The sequence below is a fragment of the Pseudomonas sp. TH49 genome (assembly GCF_016650625.1).
GTDB lineage: Bacteria > Pseudomonadota > Gammaproteobacteria > Pseudomonadales > Pseudomonadaceae > Aquipseudomonas > Aquipseudomonas fluorescens_H.
The window spans coordinates 1,829,904-1,848,187 of record NZ_JAEKFL010000001.1 but is presented as its reverse complement, the minus strand read 5'-3'; the positions used below and the strand labels follow the sequence as shown (position 1 = coordinate 1,848,187).

The 18,284-nt window shown below is 61.9% G+C and carries 16 protein-coding genes; 7 read left to right on the top strand and 9 right to left on the bottom strand.

What is annotated here, in order from left to right; genetic code table 11:
* Nucleotides 1–82: 82 nt before the first annotated feature.
* Complete coding sequence (gene ppk1, locus JFU48_RS08340) at nt 83–2,308, bottom strand: polyphosphate kinase 1 (protein ID WP_003229347.1); 2,226 nt, start codon at nt 2,306–2,308, stop codon at nt 83–85.
* 18 nt (nt 2,309–2,326) lie between these two features.
* Entirely contained in the window at nt 2,327–3,340 is a 1,014-nt protein-coding gene (gene hemB / locus JFU48_RS08335; protein WP_201136277.1) for a porphobilinogen synthase, read from the bottom strand.
* 207 nt (nt 3,341–3,547) lie between these two features.
* Between hemB and JFU48_RS08330 the strand changes: the two genes are divergently transcribed.
* Entirely contained in the window at nt 3,548–4,198 is a 651-nt protein-coding gene (locus JFU48_RS08330; protein ID WP_003229351.1) for a DedA family protein, read from the top strand.
* Here JFU48_RS08330 and JFU48_RS08325 read toward each other — a convergent pair.
* Nucleotides 4,179–5,414 carry a sterol desaturase family protein gene (locus JFU48_RS08325; protein WP_201136276.1) on the bottom strand — a complete coding sequence of 412 codons (1,236 nt, stop codon included), beginning with the start codon at nt 5,412–5,414 and terminating at the stop codon, nt 4,179–4,181. The two genes, JFU48_RS08330 and JFU48_RS08325, sit on opposite strands and share 20 nt — an antisense overlap.
* A gap of 114 nt (nt 5,415–5,528) precedes the next feature.
* On the opposite strand from JFU48_RS08325, the gene elbB reads away from it, so the two are divergent.
* Nucleotides 5,529–6,197, top strand: a complete 669-nt coding sequence (gene elbB / locus JFU48_RS08320) for an isoprenoid biosynthesis glyoxalase ElbB (RefSeq protein WP_201136275.1) — start codon at nt 5,529–5,531, stop codon at nt 6,195–6,197.
* A gap of 130 nt (nt 6,198–6,327) precedes the next feature.
* Here elbB and JFU48_RS08315 read toward each other — a convergent pair whose 3' ends face one another.
* The 3 genes from JFU48_RS08315 to JFU48_RS08305 all read right to left on the bottom strand — a co-directional run bounded on the left by JFU48_RS08315 (nt 6,328) and on the right by JFU48_RS08305 (nt 9,775).
* Nucleotides 6,328–6,783: a YaiI/YqxD family protein gene (locus JFU48_RS08315; RefSeq protein ID WP_103483661.1), complete on the bottom strand. Its 456-nt coding sequence runs from the start codon at nt 6,781–6,783 to the stop codon at nt 6,328–6,330.
* Between the two features lie 110 nt (nt 6,784–6,893).
* Nucleotides 6,894–8,789 (bottom strand): FTR1 family protein, encoded by a 1,896-nt coding sequence (locus JFU48_RS08310; protein WP_201136274.1) that lies wholly within the window; start codon nt 8,787–8,789, stop codon nt 6,894–6,896.
* 86 nt (nt 8,790–8,875) lie between these two features.
* Nucleotides 8,876–9,775 carry a LysR family transcriptional regulator gene (locus tag JFU48_RS08305; RefSeq protein ID WP_201136273.1) on the bottom strand — a complete coding sequence of 300 codons (900 nt, stop codon included), beginning with the start codon at nt 9,773–9,775 and terminating at the stop codon, nt 8,876–8,878.
* Between the two features lie 191 nt (nt 9,776–9,966).
* Here JFU48_RS08305 and JFU48_RS08300 point away from each other — a divergent pair, with 191 nt between their 5' ends.
* The 5 genes from JFU48_RS08300 to JFU48_RS08280 all read left to right on the top strand — a co-directional run bounded on the left by JFU48_RS08300 (nt 9,967) and on the right by JFU48_RS08280 (nt 14,731).
* Nucleotides 9,967–11,361: a COG3014 family protein gene (locus JFU48_RS08300; protein WP_201136272.1), complete on the top strand. Its 1,395-nt coding sequence runs from the start codon at nt 9,967–9,969 to the stop codon at nt 11,359–11,361.
* Nucleotides 11,362–11,575: 214 nt separating this feature from the next.
* Entirely contained in the window at nt 11,576–12,970 is a 1,395-nt protein-coding gene (locus tag JFU48_RS08295; protein WP_201136271.1) for a COG3014 family protein, read from the top strand.
* Nucleotides 12,971–12,985: 15 nt separating this feature from the next.
* The gene (locus JFU48_RS08290; protein ID WP_003229363.1) at nt 12,986–13,360 is read left to right on the top strand and encodes a YcfL family protein; all 375 of its coding nucleotides are present in this window, start codon (nt 12,986–12,988) and stop codon (nt 13,358–13,360) included.
* A gap of 36 nt (nt 13,361–13,396) precedes the next feature.
* Entirely contained in the window at nt 13,397–13,984 is a 588-nt protein-coding gene (gene lpoB, locus JFU48_RS08285) for a penicillin-binding protein activator LpoB (RefSeq protein WP_201136270.1), read from the top strand.
* A gap of 3 nt (nt 13,985–13,987) precedes the next feature.
* Complete coding sequence (locus tag JFU48_RS08280; RefSeq protein WP_201136269.1) at nt 13,988–14,731, top strand: penicillin-binding protein activator LpoB; 744 nt, start codon at nt 13,988–13,990, stop codon at nt 14,729–14,731.
* 189 nt (nt 14,732–14,920) lie between these two features.
* Here JFU48_RS08280 and rhtB read toward each other — a convergent pair whose 3' ends face one another.
* The 3 genes from rhtB to JFU48_RS08265 all read right to left on the bottom strand — a co-directional run bounded on the left by rhtB (nt 14,921) and on the right by JFU48_RS08265 (nt 18,247).
* The gene (gene rhtB, locus JFU48_RS08275) at nt 14,921–15,553 is read right to left on the bottom strand and encodes a homoserine/homoserine lactone efflux protein (protein ID WP_064589768.1); all 633 of its coding nucleotides are present in this window, start codon (nt 15,551–15,553) and stop codon (nt 14,921–14,923) included.
* Between the two features lie 202 nt (nt 15,554–15,755).
* The gene (locus tag JFU48_RS08270) at nt 15,756–16,337 is read right to left on the bottom strand and encodes a mechanosensitive ion channel family protein (protein WP_003229371.1); all 582 of its coding nucleotides are present in this window, start codon (nt 16,335–16,337) and stop codon (nt 15,756–15,758) included.
* The gene (locus JFU48_RS08265) at nt 16,337–18,247 is read right to left on the bottom strand and encodes an ATP-binding cassette domain-containing protein (protein WP_003229372.1); all 1,911 of its coding nucleotides are present in this window, start codon (nt 18,245–18,247) and stop codon (nt 16,337–16,339) included. Before JFU48_RS08265 ends, JFU48_RS08270 begins: the two co-directional genes overlap by 1 nt.
* Nucleotides 18,248–18,284 lie beyond the last annotated feature (37 nt).

Sequence of the window (18,284 nt, the reverse complement as noted above, 5' to 3'; positions counted from 1 at the left end):
TAAATCCCCTCACCACGAATGAATGCATGCAGGTACAAAAAAGGCGATCCCGAGGGATCGCCTTTTTTATTGCGCTTGCGGCTTAGCTGCTCACCGGCAGAATCGGGCTGCCCAGCCGCTCCAGCAACGTCGCCTGCGCACTGCGCGGGTTCTGGTTGCCGGTTGGCGTGTTGCGGATGTAACGGCCATCCGACTGCAGACTCCAGCTGTGGGTGTTGTCGGTCAGGTACAGCTCCAGCTCTTTCTTCACGCGGGTCAGCAGCTTCTTGCCTTCCACCGGGAAGCAAGTCTCGACGCGCTTGTCGAGGTTGCGCTCCATCCAGTCGGCGCTGGAGAGGAACATCTGCTCCTCGCCACCGTTGAGGAAGTAGAACACCCGGGTGTGCTCGAGGAAGCGACCGATGATCGAGCGCACATGGATGTTGTGCGAAACCCCGGCGATGCCAGGACGCAGGCAGCACATGCCACGCACCACCAGATCGATGCGCACGCCGGACTGGCTGGCCTTGTACAGCGCGCGGATGATCTTCGGATCGGTCAGCGAGTTGAACTTGGCGATGATGTGCGCCGGTTTGCCATCGAGGGCGAACTGGGTCTCCCGGGCAATCATGTCGAGCATGCCCTTCTTCAGGGTGAACGGCGCATGCAGCAGCTTCTTCATGCGCAGGGTTTTACCCATGCCGATCAACTGGCTGAACAGTTTGCCGACGTCTTCGCAAAGCGCGTCATCGGAGGTCAGCAGGCTGTAGTCGGTGTACAGACGGGCGTTGCCGGCGTGGTAGTTACCGGTGCCGAGGTGCGCGTAACGCACGATCTCGCCGGCCTCGCGACGCAGGATCAGCATCATCTTGGCGTGGGTCTTGAAGCCGACCACACCGTAAATCACCACCGCACCGGCCGCTTGCAGACGGCTGGCCAGTTGCAGGTTGGACTCTTCGTCGAAGCGTGCGCGCAGTTCGATGACCGCGGTCACTTCCTTGCCGTTACGCGCGGCGTCCACCAGCGCATCGACGATTTCCGAGTTGGCGCCGGAGCGGTACAGGGTCTGGCGCACGGCCAATACATGCGGGTCTTTCGCTGCCTGACGCAACAGGTCGACCACCGGGGTGAACGACTCGAACGGGTGCAGCAGCAGGATGTCCTGTTTGCTGACGACGCTGAAAATGTTCTCGCTGTTCTGCAGCAGTTTCGGAATCTGCGGGGTGAACGGCGTGTATTGCAGCTCCGGGTGGCTGTCCAGACCGGTGATGCTGAACAGACGGGTCAGGTTGACCGGACCGTTGACCTGATACAGCTCGGTCTCGCTCAGGTTGAACTGCTTGAGCAGGTAGTCCGACAGGTGTTTCGGGCAGGTGTCGGCGACTTCCAGACGCACCGCATCACCGTAGCGCCGCGAGAACAGCTCGCCACGCAGGGCGCGCGCCAGGTCTTCGACGTCTTCGGAGTCGAGCGCCAGGTCGGCGTTTCGGGTCAGGCGGAACTGGTAGCAGCCCTTGACCTTCATGCCCTGGAACAGGTCATCGGCGTGGGCGTGGATCATCGACGACAGGAACACATAGTTGTCGCCCGGGCCGCCGACTTCTTCCGGAACCTTGATGATCCGTGGCAGCAGACGCGGTGCCGGGATGATCGCCAGACCGGAATCGCGACCGAAGGCGTCGATGCCTTCCAGTTCGACGATGAAGTTCAGGCTCTTGTTCACCAGCAACGGGAACGGGTGCGTCGGGTCGAGGCCGATCGGGGTGATGATCGGTGCGATCTCATCGCGGAAGTAGCGGCGCACCCAGGTCTTGATCTTGGTCGTCCAGTGACGGCGACGGATGAAGCGCACCTGATGCTTTTCCAGCTCCGGCAGCAGGATGTCATTGAGGATCGCGTACTGGCGGTCAACGTGACCGTGCACCAGCTCGCTGATCCGCGCCAGCGCCTGATGCGGTTGCAGACCGTCGGCACCGGCCTGTTCGCGGGCGAAGGTGATCTGCTTCTTCAGGCCGGCGACGCGGATCTCGAAGAATTCGTCGAGGTTGCTGGAGAAGATCAGCAGGAACTTCAGCCGCTCCAGCAACGGATAGGACTCGTCCAGCGCCTGTTCCAGCACGCGGATGTTGAACTGCAGTTGCGAGAGCTCGCGGTGGATGTACAGGCTGCTGTCATCCAGCCCCGGGATCGCAATCACTGGCGCCGCCGCGACGGGTTCGGTGACCGGCGCGGGTGGCGCAGGCTCCAGTTCCGGCGGGGTTTCGGTGATTTGCTCCACCACCGGTTGAGCTTCTTTTACTGCAGTTTCAGTGAGTCCTTCGGTATTCATCGAATGTTCCTGGGAGGGCTATTTCTGCTCTCGTAACAATTGAGCGGCACGGACAGCAAAGTAAGTCAGGATGCCATCAGCGCCGGCACGTTTAAAGGCGGTCAGTGATTCGACAATCACCGCCTCGCTCAACCAGCCATTCTGGATCGCCGCCATGTGCATGGCGTATTCGCCGCTAACCTGATAGACGAAGGTCGGCACCTTGAAGGCATCTTTTACCCGGAAAAGAATGTCCAGGTACGGCATGCCGGGTTTGACCATGACCATGTCCGCGCCTTCAGACAAGTCCGCACCGACTTCGTGCAGCGCTTCGTCGCTGTTGGCCGGGTCCATCTGATAGGAGGCCTTGTTGGCCTTGCCCAGATTCGCTGCCGAACCCACGGCATCACGGAACGGCCCGTAGTAGGCGCTGGCGTACTTGGCCGAGTAGGCCATGATCCGCACGTTGACGTGACCGGCCAGCTCCAGCGCCTCGCGGATCGCCTGGATGCGACCGTCCATCATGTCCGACGGCGCCACGACCTGAGCGCCGGCTTCGGCGTGGGACAGTGCCTGCTTGACCAGTGCGTCGACGGTGATGTCGTTCTGCACGTAGCCTTCTTCATCGAGAATGCCGTCCTGCCCGTGGGTGGTGAACGGATCAAGGGCGACGTCAGTGATCACGCCCAATTCCGGGAAACGCTCACGCAATGCGCGAGTGGCGCGCTGGGCAATGCCCTGCGGGTTCCAGGCTTCGGCAGCGTCGAGGGATTTCAATTCGGTTGGCGTGACCGGGAACAGCGCCAGCGCCGGGATCCCCAGTTCGACCCATTGCGCCGCCTCTTCAAGCAGCAGATCGATGGTCAGGCGTTCGACACCGGGCATCGAGGCCACGGCTTCGCGACGGTTTTCACCCTCAAGCACGAACACCGGCAGGATCAGGTCATCGACCGTCAGCACGTTTTCCCGTACCAGCCGGCGCGAAAAATCATCACGACGGTTGCGGCGCAAACGCGTGGCTGGGAACAAACGGTTGGCAGGGGTAAAGCTCACGGCAGACTCCTGAGCCCGCGCAAACGGGCGAGCGTGACAGTTATAAGCGGCCATTATGACCAACAGATTACAGTTGTGCGCACCCCGTGACATGTAGCCGCATTCCATTGTCAGCGTAGGAATTGTTCACGTCGAGACACATTTCGACACTTTCCTGAATGTGTCCGAAGGGTTAGGCTGCGCGTTCATTTCGCCAGCACCCAGACAATGCTCCAACAATTTCTGCATGACTTCGGCTACTTTGCCTTGTTCCTCGGCACGTTCTTCGAAGGCGAAACCATCCTGGTGCTCGCAGGCTTCCTCGCGTTCCGTGGATACATGGACATCAACCTGGTGGTGGTCGTGGCGTTCTTCGGCAGTTATGCCGGCGATCAGCTGTGGTACTTCCTGGGGCGCAAGCACGGGCGCAAATTGCTGGCGCGCAAACCGCGCTGGCAGATGATGGGCGACCGCGCGCTGGAACACATCCGCAAGCACCCGGACATCTGGGTCCTGAGCTTCCGCTTCGTCTATGGCCTGCGCACGGTGATGCCGGTGGCGATCGGCCTGTCGGGGTATCCGCCGGGACGTTATCTGCTGCTCAACGGCATCGGTGCGGCAATCTGGGCCACCGCCCTCGCGGCCGCTGCCTACCACTTCGGCGCGGTGCTCGAAGGCATGCTCGGCAGCATCAAGAAGTACGAACTGTGGGTCCTCGGCGCGCTGTTGGTACTGGGTGTCGGCCTGTGGCTGCGTCGCCGCTTCAAGAATGCGCGCCTGGCCAAGCAGGTTTACGCCGACGAGCAAGCCGCAAAAGCGGCGCACCTGCTTCAAGCGGAGCAAACCAAACCCGCCGAACCTAAGACGCCAGCCGAGTAACGCGCTGGCGACAGCCATACAGCCCGATGCCGCTGAGCAGGCTGTAACCGAGCAAACCAGCCCAGGCCAACGGGCTGGCCGGCCATAGCCCGAGCAGCGGCGCCAGCCACACCAGCGGCAGGTTCGACGCCAGCCGCAGCAGCTCGACCGACAACGCCCATGGGCGACTCTCCAGCGCCACCCCCAGCACAAACAAACCCCACGCCACCGCGCCCCAACCCAGCACCAACGCGGCGATCGGCAGATGCTGCGCCTGCCCCATCAGGTAACTGCCCAGCGCGATATAGACGCAGAACTGCAACACCACATACCACTGGCGGCGGCTGTCGAGCGGCACTTCGAATTTGCGGAAGCGGCTCAGGTCCGGCTTGTTCAGCGGGTACTTGGCCGCGACATCCGCCGGACGCCAGCCAGTGCGCATGAACCAGATTCGCAGCTTGTCCCACGGACGTTCGGCGCGACGAGCGTCGTCCCACAGCTGCGCATAAAACTGCACGTTGGCCCACAGCGGATTCCAGCTCGCCAGCGGCGTGGTCACACCGAATATCACTGGCTCGTTATCGTCCTCTTCCTGGAACGTGCCGAACAGCCGATCCCAAAGAATGAACACCCCGCCGTAGTTGCGATCCATGTAGAGAGCGTTCTGTGCATGGTGGGCCCGATGATTGGATGGCGTAACGAAGAACCACTCGAACCCGCCGAGCTTGGGAATGTGCCGGGTGTGCACCCAGAACTGATACAGCAGATTCATCGCCGCGACGCTGACAAATACCAGCAGCGGCACGCCGAGCACGGCCATCGGCAAATAGAAGATCCAGCCCAGCAGAAACCCGGTACTGGTCTGGCGCAACGCCGTGGAGAGGTTGTATTCCTCGCTCTGGTGATGCACCGAGTGCGCGGCCCAGAGAATGTTGCGCTCGTGGCCCAACCGGTGCAGCCAGTAATAGCAGAAGTCATAGAAGACGAAGGCCAACGCCCAGACCCAGAGGCTGTCCGCCGACAACCTGATCAGCGCCAGATGATCCAGGGCAAACGCATACGTCAGCAGCCCAACCCCCTTGGTCAGCAGGCCGGTGGTGGTCGACAACACCCCGGCGCTGAGGCTGTTGACCGAGTCCGCGAGGCGATAGTGGCTGGTCCCGCGCCAGCGATCGGCAAGCAGTTCGGCGGCCATCAGCACGAAGAAAAACGGCACTGCATACAGAATGAAGTCCATGGCGCGCCCCGCTCGGATTCTATGGACAGATCCTAGGTGTAGCCGTCCTTTCCCCCTATGGCAACGCGCGACAATTTAGTGGACATTTAGCGCCATGAACCTGGAGAGAAACCCATGAGCAAAAAAGTTGCAGTGATCCTGTCCGGCAGCGGCGTGTACGACGGCGCCGAGATCCACGAGAGCGTCATCACCCTGCTGCGCCTGGATCAACGTGGCGCGCAGGTGCAATGCTTCGCCCCGAACATCGCGCAATTGCATGTAATCAATCACCTGACCGGTGAAGAAATGCCCGAGACGCGCAACGTGCTGGTCGAGTCGGCGCGCATTGCCCGCGGCAACATCAAGGACATCCGCGAGGCCAACGTCGATGACTTCGACGCGCTGATCGTGCCTGGCGGTTTTGGTGCGGCGAAGAACCTCTCGAATTTCGCCGTCGAAGGCGCCGGCTGCAGCGTGCAGCCGCAAGTGCTGGAACTGGCCGAAGCGTTCGCCGAAGCGGGTAAACCGGTAGGCCTGATGTGCATCTCGCCGGCACTGGCGGCAAAGATCTACGGCCCGGGCGTGACCTGCACCATCGGCAACGATACCGACACCGCCACCGCGATGAACAAGATGGGCGCCACCCACGAAGACTGCGCGGTGACCGACATCATCGAAGACAAGGCACGCAAACTGGTGACGACCCCGGCTTACATGCTGGCGCAGAACATCAGTGAAGCGGCTTCGGGGATCAACAAACTGGTGGACCGGGTGCTCGAACTGACCCACGAAAACGATGTTTGATCTCTGACTGCATGCAGAGCGAAATGTGGGAGCGGGCTTGCTCGCGAAAGCGGTGTGTCATTCCAATCAATGTTGTCTGATACGACGCCTTCGCGAGCAAGCCCGCTCCCACATGGGATTTGTGTTTGGCTCAGGGTTTGCGGATCAGCCGCGTGAGGATGCGGTCCAGCGCATTGGCAAACGCCTGCTTCTCGCGCTCGCCGAACGGTGCCGGGCCGCCGCTGATCTGGCCCTGTTCGCGCAGGTCGGTGAACAGGTTGCGCACCGCCAGGCGCTCGCCCATGTTCTGTGCGTCGAACTCCTTGCCGCGCGGATCCAGCGCCGCCACGCCTTTCTTCACCAGACGATCGGCCAGCGGAATATCGCTGCAGATCACCAGCTCTCCGGGCACGGCGTGCTCGACCAGATAATCGTCCGCCGCATCCGGGCCGCTGGGCACCACGATCAGTTTGACGATGGCCAGCCCCGGTTTGGTCTGCGGCTGCCCGGCCACCAGCACCACTTCGAACTGGCGCTTGAGGGCGAACTTCACCACCAGATCCTTGGCGGCCCGGGGGCAGGCGTCGGCATCGATCCATACACGCATCTTCTTTTCCTCTCTTAAAAGCATCGCGGGCAAGCCACGCTCCCACAAGGTTAACGCTAATCCTGTGGGAGCGTGGCTTGCCCGCGAATGTGAGCGCCAGCGAATGCTTTTTAAGCGACGACCCGCCGCTTCTCGACCATCCGGCTACGCCCGTACAACACGACAATCGCCAGAATCGCCAGCGCCTGCGCCGTCAGCGAATAGGCATCGGCATGAATCCCCAGCCAGTCGAATTCAAAGAACGCCACTGGCCGCGTGCCAAAGATCCCGGCTTCCTGCAGCGCTTTCACACCATGCCCGGCAAACACCACCGACAGCGCACAGAGCAGACCGGCGTTGATGCTGAAGAACAACGTCAGCGGCAGTTTCGCCGAGCCACGCAGGATCACCCAGGCCAGACCGATCAGCAGCACCAGCGCCGTCGCACCACCGGCCAGCACCGCGTCGTGCCCGGCGGGGCCGGCCTGCAGCCACAGGGTTTCGTAGAACAGGATCACTTCGAACAACTCGCGGTACACCGAGAAGAACGCGAGGATCGCGAAGCCGAAGCGCCCGCCGCCGCCCACCAGACTCTGCTTGATGTAATCCTGCCAGGCCGCCGCGTGGCGCCGGTCGTGCATCCACACGCCGAGCCACAGCACCATGACGCTGGCGAACAGCGCCGTCGCGCCCTCAAGCAGTTCACGCTGCGAACCGCTGACGTCGATCACATACGCCGCCAGCGCCCAGGTACCGAGGCCGGCGAGCAGCGCCAGGCCCCAACCGATGTTGACGCTGCGCACTGCCGACTGCTGGCCGGTATTGCGCAGGAACGCGAGGATCGCCGCCAGCACCAGAATCGCTTCGAGGCCTTCACGCAGCAGAATCAGCAGGCCGGAAATGAAGCTCAGCGACCAGCTCAGGCCATCGCTGCCGAGCAGTTCGGCGGACTCTTTCAATTTGCCCTTGGCCGCGTCCAGACGCTGTTCGGCCTGCGCCACCGGCAAGCCGTCCTGCAACGACTGACGGTAGGCCATCAGCGATTTTTCAGTGTCCTTGCGCACGTTGGCGTCGACGTTATCCAGCGAGCTTTCGACCAGTTCAAAACCTTCCAGATACGCCGCCACCGACAGGTCATAGGCCTGATCGTGATCACCGGCACGATACGCCGCCAGGCTCTTGTCCAGTGTGGCGGCGGTGTAATCGAGCAACTGCGCCGGGCCGCGCTTGACCTGCGGTGGCTGGGCGCGCTGAGCACGGAAGGTCGCCGCCGCTTGCGAGCCTTCGGCGGCCTGCACTTCTGCCGGAGTCTGGCGCGCCAGATCGGCGATGTTGAAGGTCTTGTCGGACTTGGCTGCGGCCGGGTCGGCACTGAAACCGGCAATGTAGGTCGCCAGATCCCAACGCTGACGGTCGTCCAGTTGATCGGCGAACGCCGGCATGTCCGTGCCTTCGACGCCTTGGCCGAGGGTGCTGTAGATCGCGTACAGGCTCAGGTGATCGATGCGTGCGGCATCGCGCAGATTGGCCGGTGGCGGCGTCATGCCGAGGCCCGCCGGGCCGTCGCCGGCACCGCTGGCGCCGTGGCACACCGAGCAGTTCTGGGCGTACAGCGGCGCGCCCCGGGTCGGATCAGGAGTAATGATCGGCGCTTGGCTGACTTCATACGCCACCGCCAGTTGCGCCCCCAGTTGCCGGGCCTGACGCGCGACTTCAGCGCCGTCCTGCTTCGCGGTGATAGCCGCATGCAGAGCCTCGACGCCCTGCTCCAGCGCCGCCTTCTCCGGTTTGGCCGGCAGGCCGCCGATCAACCCCTGCAGCACTTGGGTGAATTCCAGTTGCTCGCGGTATTCGCCGTCGTCGACGACCTTGCCCGCCTCGACCGTCGGCGGGTAGTCGGCGCTGATGTAATCGAGCAGGTGCAGCGCCTGCGGGGCGCCTTCCACGGTGTCGGCCAGCAGGCTGGAACTGCTCAGGGCCAACAGAGGGAACACCAGCCAGGCCAGGAATCGGGACGCGGCAGTCATGAATGAGTCTCAAATGGAAATGCGAAGTTACATATTGTTCACTTCGAACGCTTTTCACTCAAGCTCTGTCGATGTCTCGTGGCGTTTTAACGCAGCGCGACGGGTGTGTTGCGGTAATGCTCCAGCATGAATTCGACGAACACCTGCACCTTCAGCGCGACATGCCGGGCATGCGGATAGAGCGCGTAATAGTGGCGCTGCCCCAGGTTGTAGTTGGGCAGGATCTGCACCAGCCGACCACTGAGCAGATCCTCCTGCACCGTGGCCCGGGTGAACGCGGCGATGCCGACCCCGGCCAGCGCGGCAGCATGCAACGCACTGATCGAATCGGCCTTGAAGCGGCCCTGCGCGCGCACGCTGCTGGTGAGCCCGCGCGCATCGGTCAGCGTCCAGTCGCTGCCACCGGCAAACGCCAGCAACTGATGCTCGGCGAGTTCGCGCACCAGACGCACCAGACCATTGCGCGCCACGTAAGCCGGCGAAGCCACCAGCAACATGTCCGAGACGGTCAGCAACCGCGCCACCATGGATGAATCGGCCAGGGACCCGCAGATGCGCAGGGCTACATCGAAACCCTCGGCGATCAGATCGACGAAACGGTCATCGCAGGACAGGTCCACCTCAATCTCGGGATAGCGCTGCTGGAATGCCGGCAGCCAGCTCGCCAGTTCCAGCGTACCGATCACCATCGGTGCACTGATGCGCAGCACACCGCTGGGGCTTTCATGGGCCTGACCGACAGCCAGCGCGGCTTGATCGAGGCGTTCGAGAATGTCCACGCACGCCGCGTAATACTGCTGCCCCGCCGTGGTCAGGTTGAACCCACGAGTGTTGCGATTGATCAGCCGCGTGCCCAGTTCGCTTTCCAACTGCTGCAACTGTCGGGAGATCGTCGAGTGGGTGGTGTCGAGGCGCTCGGCAGCGGCGCTGAACCCGCGACACTCGACGATGCAACGAAAGGCGCGCATGGCTTGCAGTTGATTCATTGAAGTCCCGCAATGTTAAGCGTCAGGCCAGCAAGGCTAGCCCAAACCCCGCATCCATCCCACCGGTAAATCCGCCGCGTGATCCCAATGATCTGTGCAATCAGCAAACAAAAACCACGCATCACTTGGCCACTATTGCCGCCTATAATGCGCCACCTCGTCGCATTTCCCGCTCAAGGATGAACCCCCTCATGCGCCACCGCTTGCTGCTGCCCCTGTTGATCACCGCTGTTGTGCAACTGAGCGGCTGCGCCGCGTATCGCAACTACGACCTGGAACTGCAACAGACCACCGACCAGTTCAAGGCCGGCAACATCGACGGCGCCCTCACGCTGATCGAAGCGCACAATCCGGATCCGGAAAAAGACCTGCTCTACTACTTCGAAAAGGGCGCCGTCCTCAGCGCCGGCGGCGCGCTGCCGCAGAGCCAGACAACCTGGCGCAGCGCCGAGCAGATGATCATCGAGCGCCAGGACACGATCGAGACCACCGGTGACAAGTTGCTCGCGGCGATGGGCGATCACTGGGGCGGCATCATCAATGACAAGCTGCGGCGCTACGATGGCTACGACTATGAAAAAGTCATGCTGACCACGCAAATGGCCCTCAACCAATTGGCGCTGAATGACTTCGACGGTGCCCGTGCCGACATCAAGAAAACCCACGAACGCGAAGCGCTGATCGCCCGGCAACGGGAGCTGGAATACGAACGTATCGAAGATGCGGCCAAGGCCCAGGGCGCGCGCGTGCACTACAAGGACCTGCAGGGTTATCCGGTGGTGATGCTCGAATCCCCGGCAGTGATTGCCCTGAAAAACGGTTACCAGAGCGCGTTCAGTCACTACCTCGCCGGCTTCACCTATGAGGCGCTTGGCGAAAAAGACCTGGCGGCGCCCGGTTATCGTCAGGCCATCGAGCTGCGCCCGGACATGCCGTTTTTCCAACAGGCACTGCGCGACCTCGACAGCCCCGGACTCAAGGCCGACGAAAGCGATGTGCTGATCATCGTGCAAAGTGGTCTGGCACCGGCCCGCAGCTCGGTGCGCGTACCGTATCCGGTGCAGCTCAAGGACGGTCAGGTGATCGTCGCCAACATTTCCTTCCCGGTGATGGTGCCGGATAACTCCACCGCGCCGTTCAATCAGGTCCGCATCGACGGTCGCGAGAAAAAGCTGATCGCGGTCAACAGCATCACCGATATGTCTTTGCGCACACTGCGTGACGACATGCCCGGGATTATCCAGCGCACCACCTACCGGGCGTTCCTCGCGGCGGACGTTCAAGGTACCGACAATCGCCGCAATCCGGCCAAGGCCTCCTACGTCACCCAGTGGGATGGTTTCGAGCAGGCCGACACCCGCACCTGGCGCACCCTGCCCAACCTGACACAGGTCGTGCGCCTGCGTCTGAAAAAGGGCGAGCACCAGATCAGCCTGCCGAACACTTCAGGCGCTCCACTGAACATCCGCATCGACCAGAATCGCCAGATGATCGGCCTTCGCGTGCTGGGCGAGCGGATTTACGCAAACGGCAGCGCTTTTCAACCTGCCACGTCGGTGGGAAATCGCGTATCCGCCGTGAAATAAGTAATGGCACCAAACTAACAAGTGCGATTAAAAAGCTATTACATGGCCAGCATCGCCCGCTTATAATGCCGCGCCCGCGCTATAGCGACGCGGCATAAAAGCTCCTCTGGTTATGAGGAATTGGCAGGAGGCCAGCGCCACTGTCGATGGGTCACACCAGCCCGACCAGCACCGGCGGCTGATGCAGTTTCTAGCTCAGGGAAGAAGTACCCCCATGGCATTGCGCACTCCCACCTTGATCGCGCTCAGCGCTGTCACCCTGCTGTCCGGCTGTTCGGCGTTTCGCAACTACGATTCGGAACTGGCCCAGACCAACCAGCAACTGGCCACCGGCAACGTCGATGCCGCGCTGACCCTGCTGGAAAAAAACAACACCGGCCCCGACAAAGACTTGCTCTATTACTTCGAGAAAGGTGAGTTGCTGCGCGCCAAGGGCGACCTGTCCGGCAGTCAGAACGCCTGGACCAGTGCCGATCAGGTGGTCGGGCAGTGGGAAGATGCGGTCAAGCTCGACTCCGGCAAATACCTGGCGCAGTTCGGCAGCTTCATCGTTAACGACAAGGTCCGCCGCTACGAAGGCTACGACTACGAAAAAGTCATGCTGACCACGCAGATGGCCCTCAACTTGCTGGCGGTCAACGACTTCGACGGCGCCCGCACCGCGATCAAGAAGACTCACGAACGTGAAGCGGTGATCGCCGACCTGCGTGACAAGGAATACCTCAAGAGCGAGGAAGAGGCCGAAAAAGAAGGCATCAAGACTCAGTACAAGGATCTGCAGGGTTACCCGGTCGCCAGCCTCGATGCGCCAGAAGTGGTCAGCCTGAAAAACAGCTACCAGAGTGCGTTCAGCCATTACCTGGCCGGTTTCGTCTACGAAGCCCTGGGCGAGAAAGACCTGGCCGCGCCGGGCTACCGCAAAGCCGCCGAACTGCGTCCGAACACGCCGCTGCTGGAGCAGGCGCTGGTCAATCTGGACAAGCCGACCAAGAGCGAAGACAGCGACATCCTGATCGTGGTGCAAAGCGGTCTGGCGCCAGCGCGCGACTCGATCCGCGTGCCGCTGCCGTTGCCGATCTCCAACAACGTGGTGATCACCCCGCTGTCGTTCCCGATCATCAAGCCTGACACCTCCACCGCACCGTTCGCGCAGATTGGCGTCGATGGCCAGCAAGTCAACCTGACCGCCCTCAACAGCACCACCGCCATGTCCCGTCGCGCCCTGCGCGATGACATGCCGGGGATCATCGTCCGCACCACCGTGCGCGCGATCACCAAAGGTGTGGCGCAGAAGAAGATCAACGAAACCAACCCGCTGGCCGGTCTCGCCGTGGGTATTTCTTCAGCGGTGCTGGAAGGTGCCGATACCCGTACGTGGCGCACCCTGCCGGACAACACCCAAGTGGTGCGTCTGCGCTTGAAGAAAGGCGAACACCAGGTCAGTCTGCCGAGCGCCGTCGGTGGCTCGGTGGTCAAGGTCACCGTCGATCAGCGCTACCAGGTGATCAGCCTGCGCGCCGTGGGCAATCAGGTGTTCGCTGCGGGCCTCGCCGCCCATGTCATCCCGAGCGCCGGCGCGACCAACGTCGCCAGCCTCAAACAACCTTAAGAACGGAGTCTTTGCATGCGCTTGAAACTCTTCGCCGTTGCCGCTCTCGCCGTCCTGGCCAGCGGCTGCGCCACCCCGCCACCACCGGAGCCGGGCAGCGCCGCGAGCAAGGTCGTGGCCATGGGTCCACAGAAGCACATCGCGGTCGGCGCCATGCGCGTCGCCCGCGAGAACGGCTTCATGACCGTCAATGTGCAGTTGACCAACACCCTCAACAGCAACAAGACGTTCTACTACCGTTTCGCCTGGCTGGGCCCGGAAGGTTTCCCGATCGCCGAAGAAGAAGTCTGGAAAAGCCAGATGATGTACGGCGCCCAGACCAGCTTCATCCAGGGCATCGCCCCGACCCCGAAAGCCGTGGATTTCCGCCTGGAACTCAAGACGCCTTAAGTCCGCCACCCTATTCCTGTTTTAGAGAGCATTCCCATGTTTGCACGCTTCTCCTTGATCGCCGTCCTCGCCCTGCTGGCTTCCGGTTGCGCCAACACCTCGCCGACCCTGGGCAGCAAGAACATCAGCTACGGCGATACCAAAGCGGTTGAAACCGTGACCAACGAATTCGGCTCGACCGACCTGCAAATGATCGCCGAATCGATGACCCGCTCGCTGGCCCAGTCCGGCATCCTGCAGGGCCGCCCGGTGGTGCAGGTCTACGACGTGAAGAACAAGACCAGCGAGTACATCGATACCCGCGAAATCACCACCAGCATCAAGACTCAGCTGATGAGGTCCGGCACCGCCCGCTTCGCCAGCGACAACACCGCGATGCAGAGCCAGGTCGATCAGCTCAAGCTGCAAAACCAGAGCGGCCTGTACAAGAAGAGCACCGTGGCCAAGACCGGCAACATGATCGCTGCCAAATACCGCCTGGAAGGCTCGATCAGCTCGATCGTCAAGCGCAGCAGCGACTACAAGGACGTCTTCTACAAATTCAGCCTGCAACTGATCGACGTTGAAAGCGGTCTGGCCGAGTGGATGGACGAAAAAGAGATCCGCAAAACCACGGAGCGTTAATTGATGCGCACATGGATTGGCATGATGGCCCTGGCTTGCGCGTTCAGCGTGCAAGCGGCCCCGAAAGTCGCGGTAACGGATCTGGCGTATCAGGAACGGGTGGAGCAGTACATCCACATCGTTTCGGCGCAGAACAATTATCGCGAGGGTTATTACAGCTCCAGTGGTTCCTCGAACTACAACGAGCTGGAAGCGACCACCAGCTACATCGAGCAGGGTGAGCTGCGTAAATTCACCGGCGACATCAAGGGCGAGATCCTCCGCACCGGGATGTTTCAGCTGGTGCAGGGCACGCCGTACACCGCGTCGTCCAAGGGTGACGTGTACGACGTGATCAAGCGGATCAAGGCCGGCAACTTCAAGGGCGCCGACTATGTGCTGTTCGGCACCGTGTCGGACATCGACTTCACCCAGGACATGAACGAGCTGGCGCACACCGACAGCTATTCGGCGGTTTTGGGCCTGACGCTGGTGGCCGATTTCAGCCTGATCAACACCAAGACCTACGAGATCACTTCGGCCTTCACGGCGATGGGCGAAGCGCAGGACACCAAACTGGTGAACGGCCGCGACATCAAGATCTCGCTGAATCGCCCTCGGGTGGTGCGTGAGGTGTCGAAAGCGCTGGGCGAAGACGTCGCCGGGCAACTGAGCATGCAGCTCGGTGGCGGTGGTTACGAGCAGCCGCGTGAAGCGCAGCAGCGCAACAATCTGCCGCGTGATACTGCGCCGGTGATTTTGCACTGACTCTTGGCTGAACGCGTTCTGTGGCGAGGGAGCTTGCTCCCGCTGGGCTGCGAAGCAGACCCAAAAGCTTGTGAGCGCTGCGCACTCAAGCGGGAGCAAGCTCCCTCGCCACAATTGAGCGTCACTCTAAAGTCTTGGCGGATAAAAAAAGGCGACCCCAAGAGGTCGCCTTTTTTCTGCCTGCGGGTTTTACACCACCGCTTTACGCAACGTCGCCATGAACGCCGCCGCGCCAATGAACAGCCCGGCAAACGTGCGGTTCATGCGCTTCTGCTGCTTCGGTGTGCGCAACAGGCGCAGCACCTTGGACGCCAGACCGGTGTAGCCGGCCATGACAATCAGATCCACGCAGATCATGGTCACGCCGATCACCAGGTACTGCATCAGCAGCGGTGCGTGCGGATTGATGAACTGCGGCAGCACCGCGAGCATGAACACCAGTGCCTTGGGGTTGCTGATGTTCACCAGAAAGCCGCGGAACACCAGCGCCAGCGGCTTGCCGATCGGGCGCACGGCGGCGTCATCGCTCATGTCCATGGGCAGCGCGCGCCATTGCTTGATCGCCAGATAGACCAGATAGGCCACGCCAAACCATTTGATCGCATAGAACGCGGTGGCCGATGCGGTGAGGATCGCGCCGACCCCGGCGCCGACAATTGCAATCTGTACCGCCAGGCCGACTTGCAGGCCCAGCGCGTTCCAGTAGCCGCGCCAGAAACCGTATTGCAGACCGCTGGACATCGACGCAATGGCGCCTGCGCCCGGGGACAGACTGATCACCCAGCAGGCGGCAAAGAATGCCAGCCATGTTTGAAGCTCCATCGCACACCTCGACTGTGAATCGTGACAGACGTCAAAGCTAATGCGGTTTGGCGCGGATGACTACCGATTTTTGCTGGATGGTCCGGGCGCGGCTGATGGCCTCTTCGCGATCAAGCCCGCTCCCACATTGGATTTGTGTCGATCACAGATCCAATGTGGGAGCGGGCTTGCTCGCGAAGGCGTCTGATCAGACGCCCGAAGACTACTTCTCGAAACCGCTCGAAGGAAACACATCACTCCCGCGCCAGCGCCGCACCGAACGCTGGAAGAACAGGCTGTTCGGCACTTGCACCATGGCACTGCCAGTTCCCAGTTCCTCGGCTTCGATCAATGTGGTGTACAGCAGATTGATCGCCACCACCCGGCCCTTGACGCCGGGCTTGTCGGTGGTGTCCACCAGCTCGACCACATCGCCGAGGCGGAACGGGCCGACGGTGAAGATCAGAATTGCGCACAGCAGGTTCGACAGCACACTCCACATTGCGAAGAACGCCACCGCCGCCACCGCGACGAAACCCGACAGCGCCGTCCACAACACCGTGGCCGACACCCCGAGGCGTTCCAGCACAAAGATCAGCGCGCTGCCCATGATCAGCCAGCGCAGACCGCCACGCAGCGGCATCAGCAGCTGCGGCGGAAACGGGTAGCGCTCACCCAGACGGGTCAGGCCTTTGGCAACGAAGCGCTGAGCGAGATAACCCGCCAGCAGGATCAGCAGAATCTGCACGCCGAGCCAGATCGGCTCGACCCACACCGCCGGCAATGGCCACTTGAACGCGTCCATCAGGACAACGCCTCCAGCTCCGCCTGCATGCTTTCCAGGGTTTCCAGCGCTTCCATCCACGCTTCTTCGAGCTCGGCTTCGCGCACCTTCAATTTGGCCTGTTCGGCCAGCAGATCACGCAACTCGTTCTTGCGTGCCGGCTCGTAGATGTCGCTGTCGCCGAGGCTGGCATCAACCTTCGCCAGCTTCTCGTGGAGCTTGCCCAGTTCGGCTTCAAGCTTGTCGGCCTCGCGCTTGTGCGGTGCCAGTTGCTGACGCAATGCAGCGGCGGCCTGGCGCTGAGCCTTCTTGTCGGTCTTGTCCGGATTGACCGGAGTGTTGCTGACCGGCGCATTGCGCTGACGGTATTCCACCAGCCAGCGCGCGTAGTCTTCGAGGTCGCCATCGAACTCTTCGACCTTGCCATCGGCGACCAGGTAGAAGTTGTCGGTGGTGCTCTTGAGCAAGTGCCGATCGTGAGACACCACCAATACCGCGCCGCTGAATTCCTGCAGCGCCATGGTCAGCGCCAGGCGCATTTCCAGGTCGAGGTGGTTGGTCGGTTCGTCGAGCAGCAGCAGGTTCGGCCGTTCCCAGGCGATCAATGCCAGCGCCAGACGCGCTTTCTCGCCACCGGAGAAATTCAGCACCGGCTCGTCGATGCGCGCGCCACGGAAGTCGAAACCACCGAGGAAGTCGCGCAGAGTCTGTTCACGCTCGGTCGGCGCCAGACGCTGCAAATGCAGCAGCGGGCTGGCCTTGGCATCCAGCGAGTCGAGCTGATGCTGGGCGAAGTAGCCGACGACGGTGTTCTCGCCACGGGTCAGACGCCCGGCCAGCGGTTCGAGCTCGCCGGCGAGGTTCTTGATCAGGGTCGATTTACCGGCGCCGTTCGGCCCGAGCAGACCGATCCGCGCACCCGGGGTCAGTTGCAGCTTGACCTTCTCCAGGATGGTTTTATCGCCGTAACCCAGACGCGCATCGGACAGGTCGATCAGCGGACTGGAGATCTTGGTCGATTCGCGGAACACGAAATCGAACGGCGAATCGACGTGGGCCGCCGACAGCTCTTCCATGCGCTCCAAGGCCTTGATCCGGCTCTGCGCCTGACGGGCCTTGGTGGCCTGGGCCTTGAAGCGGGCGATGTAGCTTTCCATGTGCGCACGTTGCGCCTGCTGCTTCTCGTAGGCCTGTTGCTGCTGGGCCAGACGTTCGGCACGGGCACGTTCGAACGCAGTGTAGCCGCCACGATAAAGGGTCAGTTTGCGCTGATCGACATGGGCCACGTGATCGACCACTTCATCAAGGAAGTCGCGGTCGTGGGAAATCAGCAGCAGGGTGCCCGGGTAGCTTTTCAGCCACTCTTCGAGCCAGATGATCGCGTCGAGATCCAGGTGGTTGGTCGGTTCGTCGAGCAACAACAAGTCCGACGGACACATCAAGGCCTGCGCCAGGTTCAGACGCATCCGCCAGCCACCGGAGAAATCTCCTACCTGACGATCCATCTGTTCATTGGTGAAACCGAGACCGGCCAGCAACTTGCGCGCCCGCGCATCGGCGGTATAGCCGTCGGCGCTGTCGAGTTCGGCGTGCAGACGGGCCAGAGCCGTGCCATCGTGGGCCGCTTCGGCGGCGGCGAGGTCACGTTGCACTTCGCGTAGACGCAGGTCGCCATCGAGCACATAGTCGACCGCCAGGCGTTCGAGCGTGTCGACCTCCTGGCGCATGTGCGCGATCCGCCAGTCGGCCGGCAGCAGGCAATCGCCCGAGTCCGGGTGCAACTCGCCGCGCAGCAAGGCAAACAGGCTGGATTTGCCGGCGCCGTTGGCACCGATGAGGCCGGCTTTGTGGCCGGCGTGCAGGGTCAGCTCGGCGTCTTCTAGCAGACGTTGCGGGCCACGCTGTAAAGTCAGGTTCTGAAGTCGGATCATAATGGCGGCGGAGTCTACCAGCTTCGCTCACAACTGG

What these genes read in the sequence shown, in the direction of transcription:
- ppk1 (WP_003229347.1), bottom strand. Translation starts at nt 2,308, where the DNA reads ATGAATACCGAAGGACTCACTGAAACTGCAGTAAAAGAAGCTCAACCG.
- JFU48_RS08330 (WP_003229351.1), top strand. Translation starts at nt 3,548, where the DNA reads ATGCTCCAACAATTTCTGCATGACTTCGGCTACTTTGCCTTGTTCCTC.
- JFU48_RS08325 (WP_201136276.1), bottom strand. Translation starts at nt 5,414, where the DNA reads ATGGACTTCATTCTGTATGCAGTGCCGTTTTTCTTCGTGCTGATGGCC.
- elbB (WP_201136275.1), top strand. Translation starts at nt 5,529, where the DNA reads ATGAGCAAAAAAGTTGCAGTGATCCTGTCCGGCAGCGGCGTGTACGAC.
- JFU48_RS08315 (WP_103483661.1), bottom strand. Translation starts at nt 6,783, where the DNA reads ATGCGTGTATGGATCGATGCCGACGCCTGCCCCCGGGCCGCCAAGGAT.
- JFU48_RS08310 (WP_201136274.1), bottom strand. Translation starts at nt 8,789, where the DNA reads ATGACTGCCGCGTCCCGATTCCTGGCCTGGCTGGTGTTCCCTCTGTTG.
- JFU48_RS08305 (WP_201136273.1), bottom strand. Translation starts at nt 9,775, where the DNA reads ATGAATCAACTGCAAGCCATGCGCGCCTTTCGTTGCATCGTCGAGTGT.
- JFU48_RS08300 (WP_201136272.1), top strand. Translation starts at nt 9,967, where the DNA reads ATGCGCCACCGCTTGCTGCTGCCCCTGTTGATCACCGCTGTTGTGCAA.
- JFU48_RS08295 (WP_201136271.1), top strand. Translation starts at nt 11,576, where the DNA reads ATGGCATTGCGCACTCCCACCTTGATCGCGCTCAGCGCTGTCACCCTG.
- JFU48_RS08290 (WP_003229363.1), top strand. Translation starts at nt 12,986, where the DNA reads ATGCGCTTGAAACTCTTCGCCGTTGCCGCTCTCGCCGTCCTGGCCAGC.
- lpoB (WP_201136270.1), top strand. Translation starts at nt 13,397, where the DNA reads ATGTTTGCACGCTTCTCCTTGATCGCCGTCCTCGCCCTGCTGGCTTCC.
- JFU48_RS08280 (WP_201136269.1), top strand. Translation starts at nt 13,988, where the DNA reads ATGCGCACATGGATTGGCATGATGGCCCTGGCTTGCGCGTTCAGCGTG.
- rhtB (WP_064589768.1), bottom strand. Translation starts at nt 15,553, where the DNA reads ATGGAGCTTCAAACATGGCTGGCATTCTTTGCCGCCTGCTGGGTGATC.
- JFU48_RS08270 (WP_003229371.1), bottom strand. Translation starts at nt 16,337, where the DNA reads ATGGACGCGTTCAAGTGGCCATTGCCGGCGGTGTGGGTCGAGCCGATC.
- JFU48_RS08265 (WP_003229372.1), bottom strand. Translation starts at nt 18,247, where the DNA reads ATGATCCGACTTCAGAACCTGACTTTACAGCGTGGCCCGCAACGTCTG.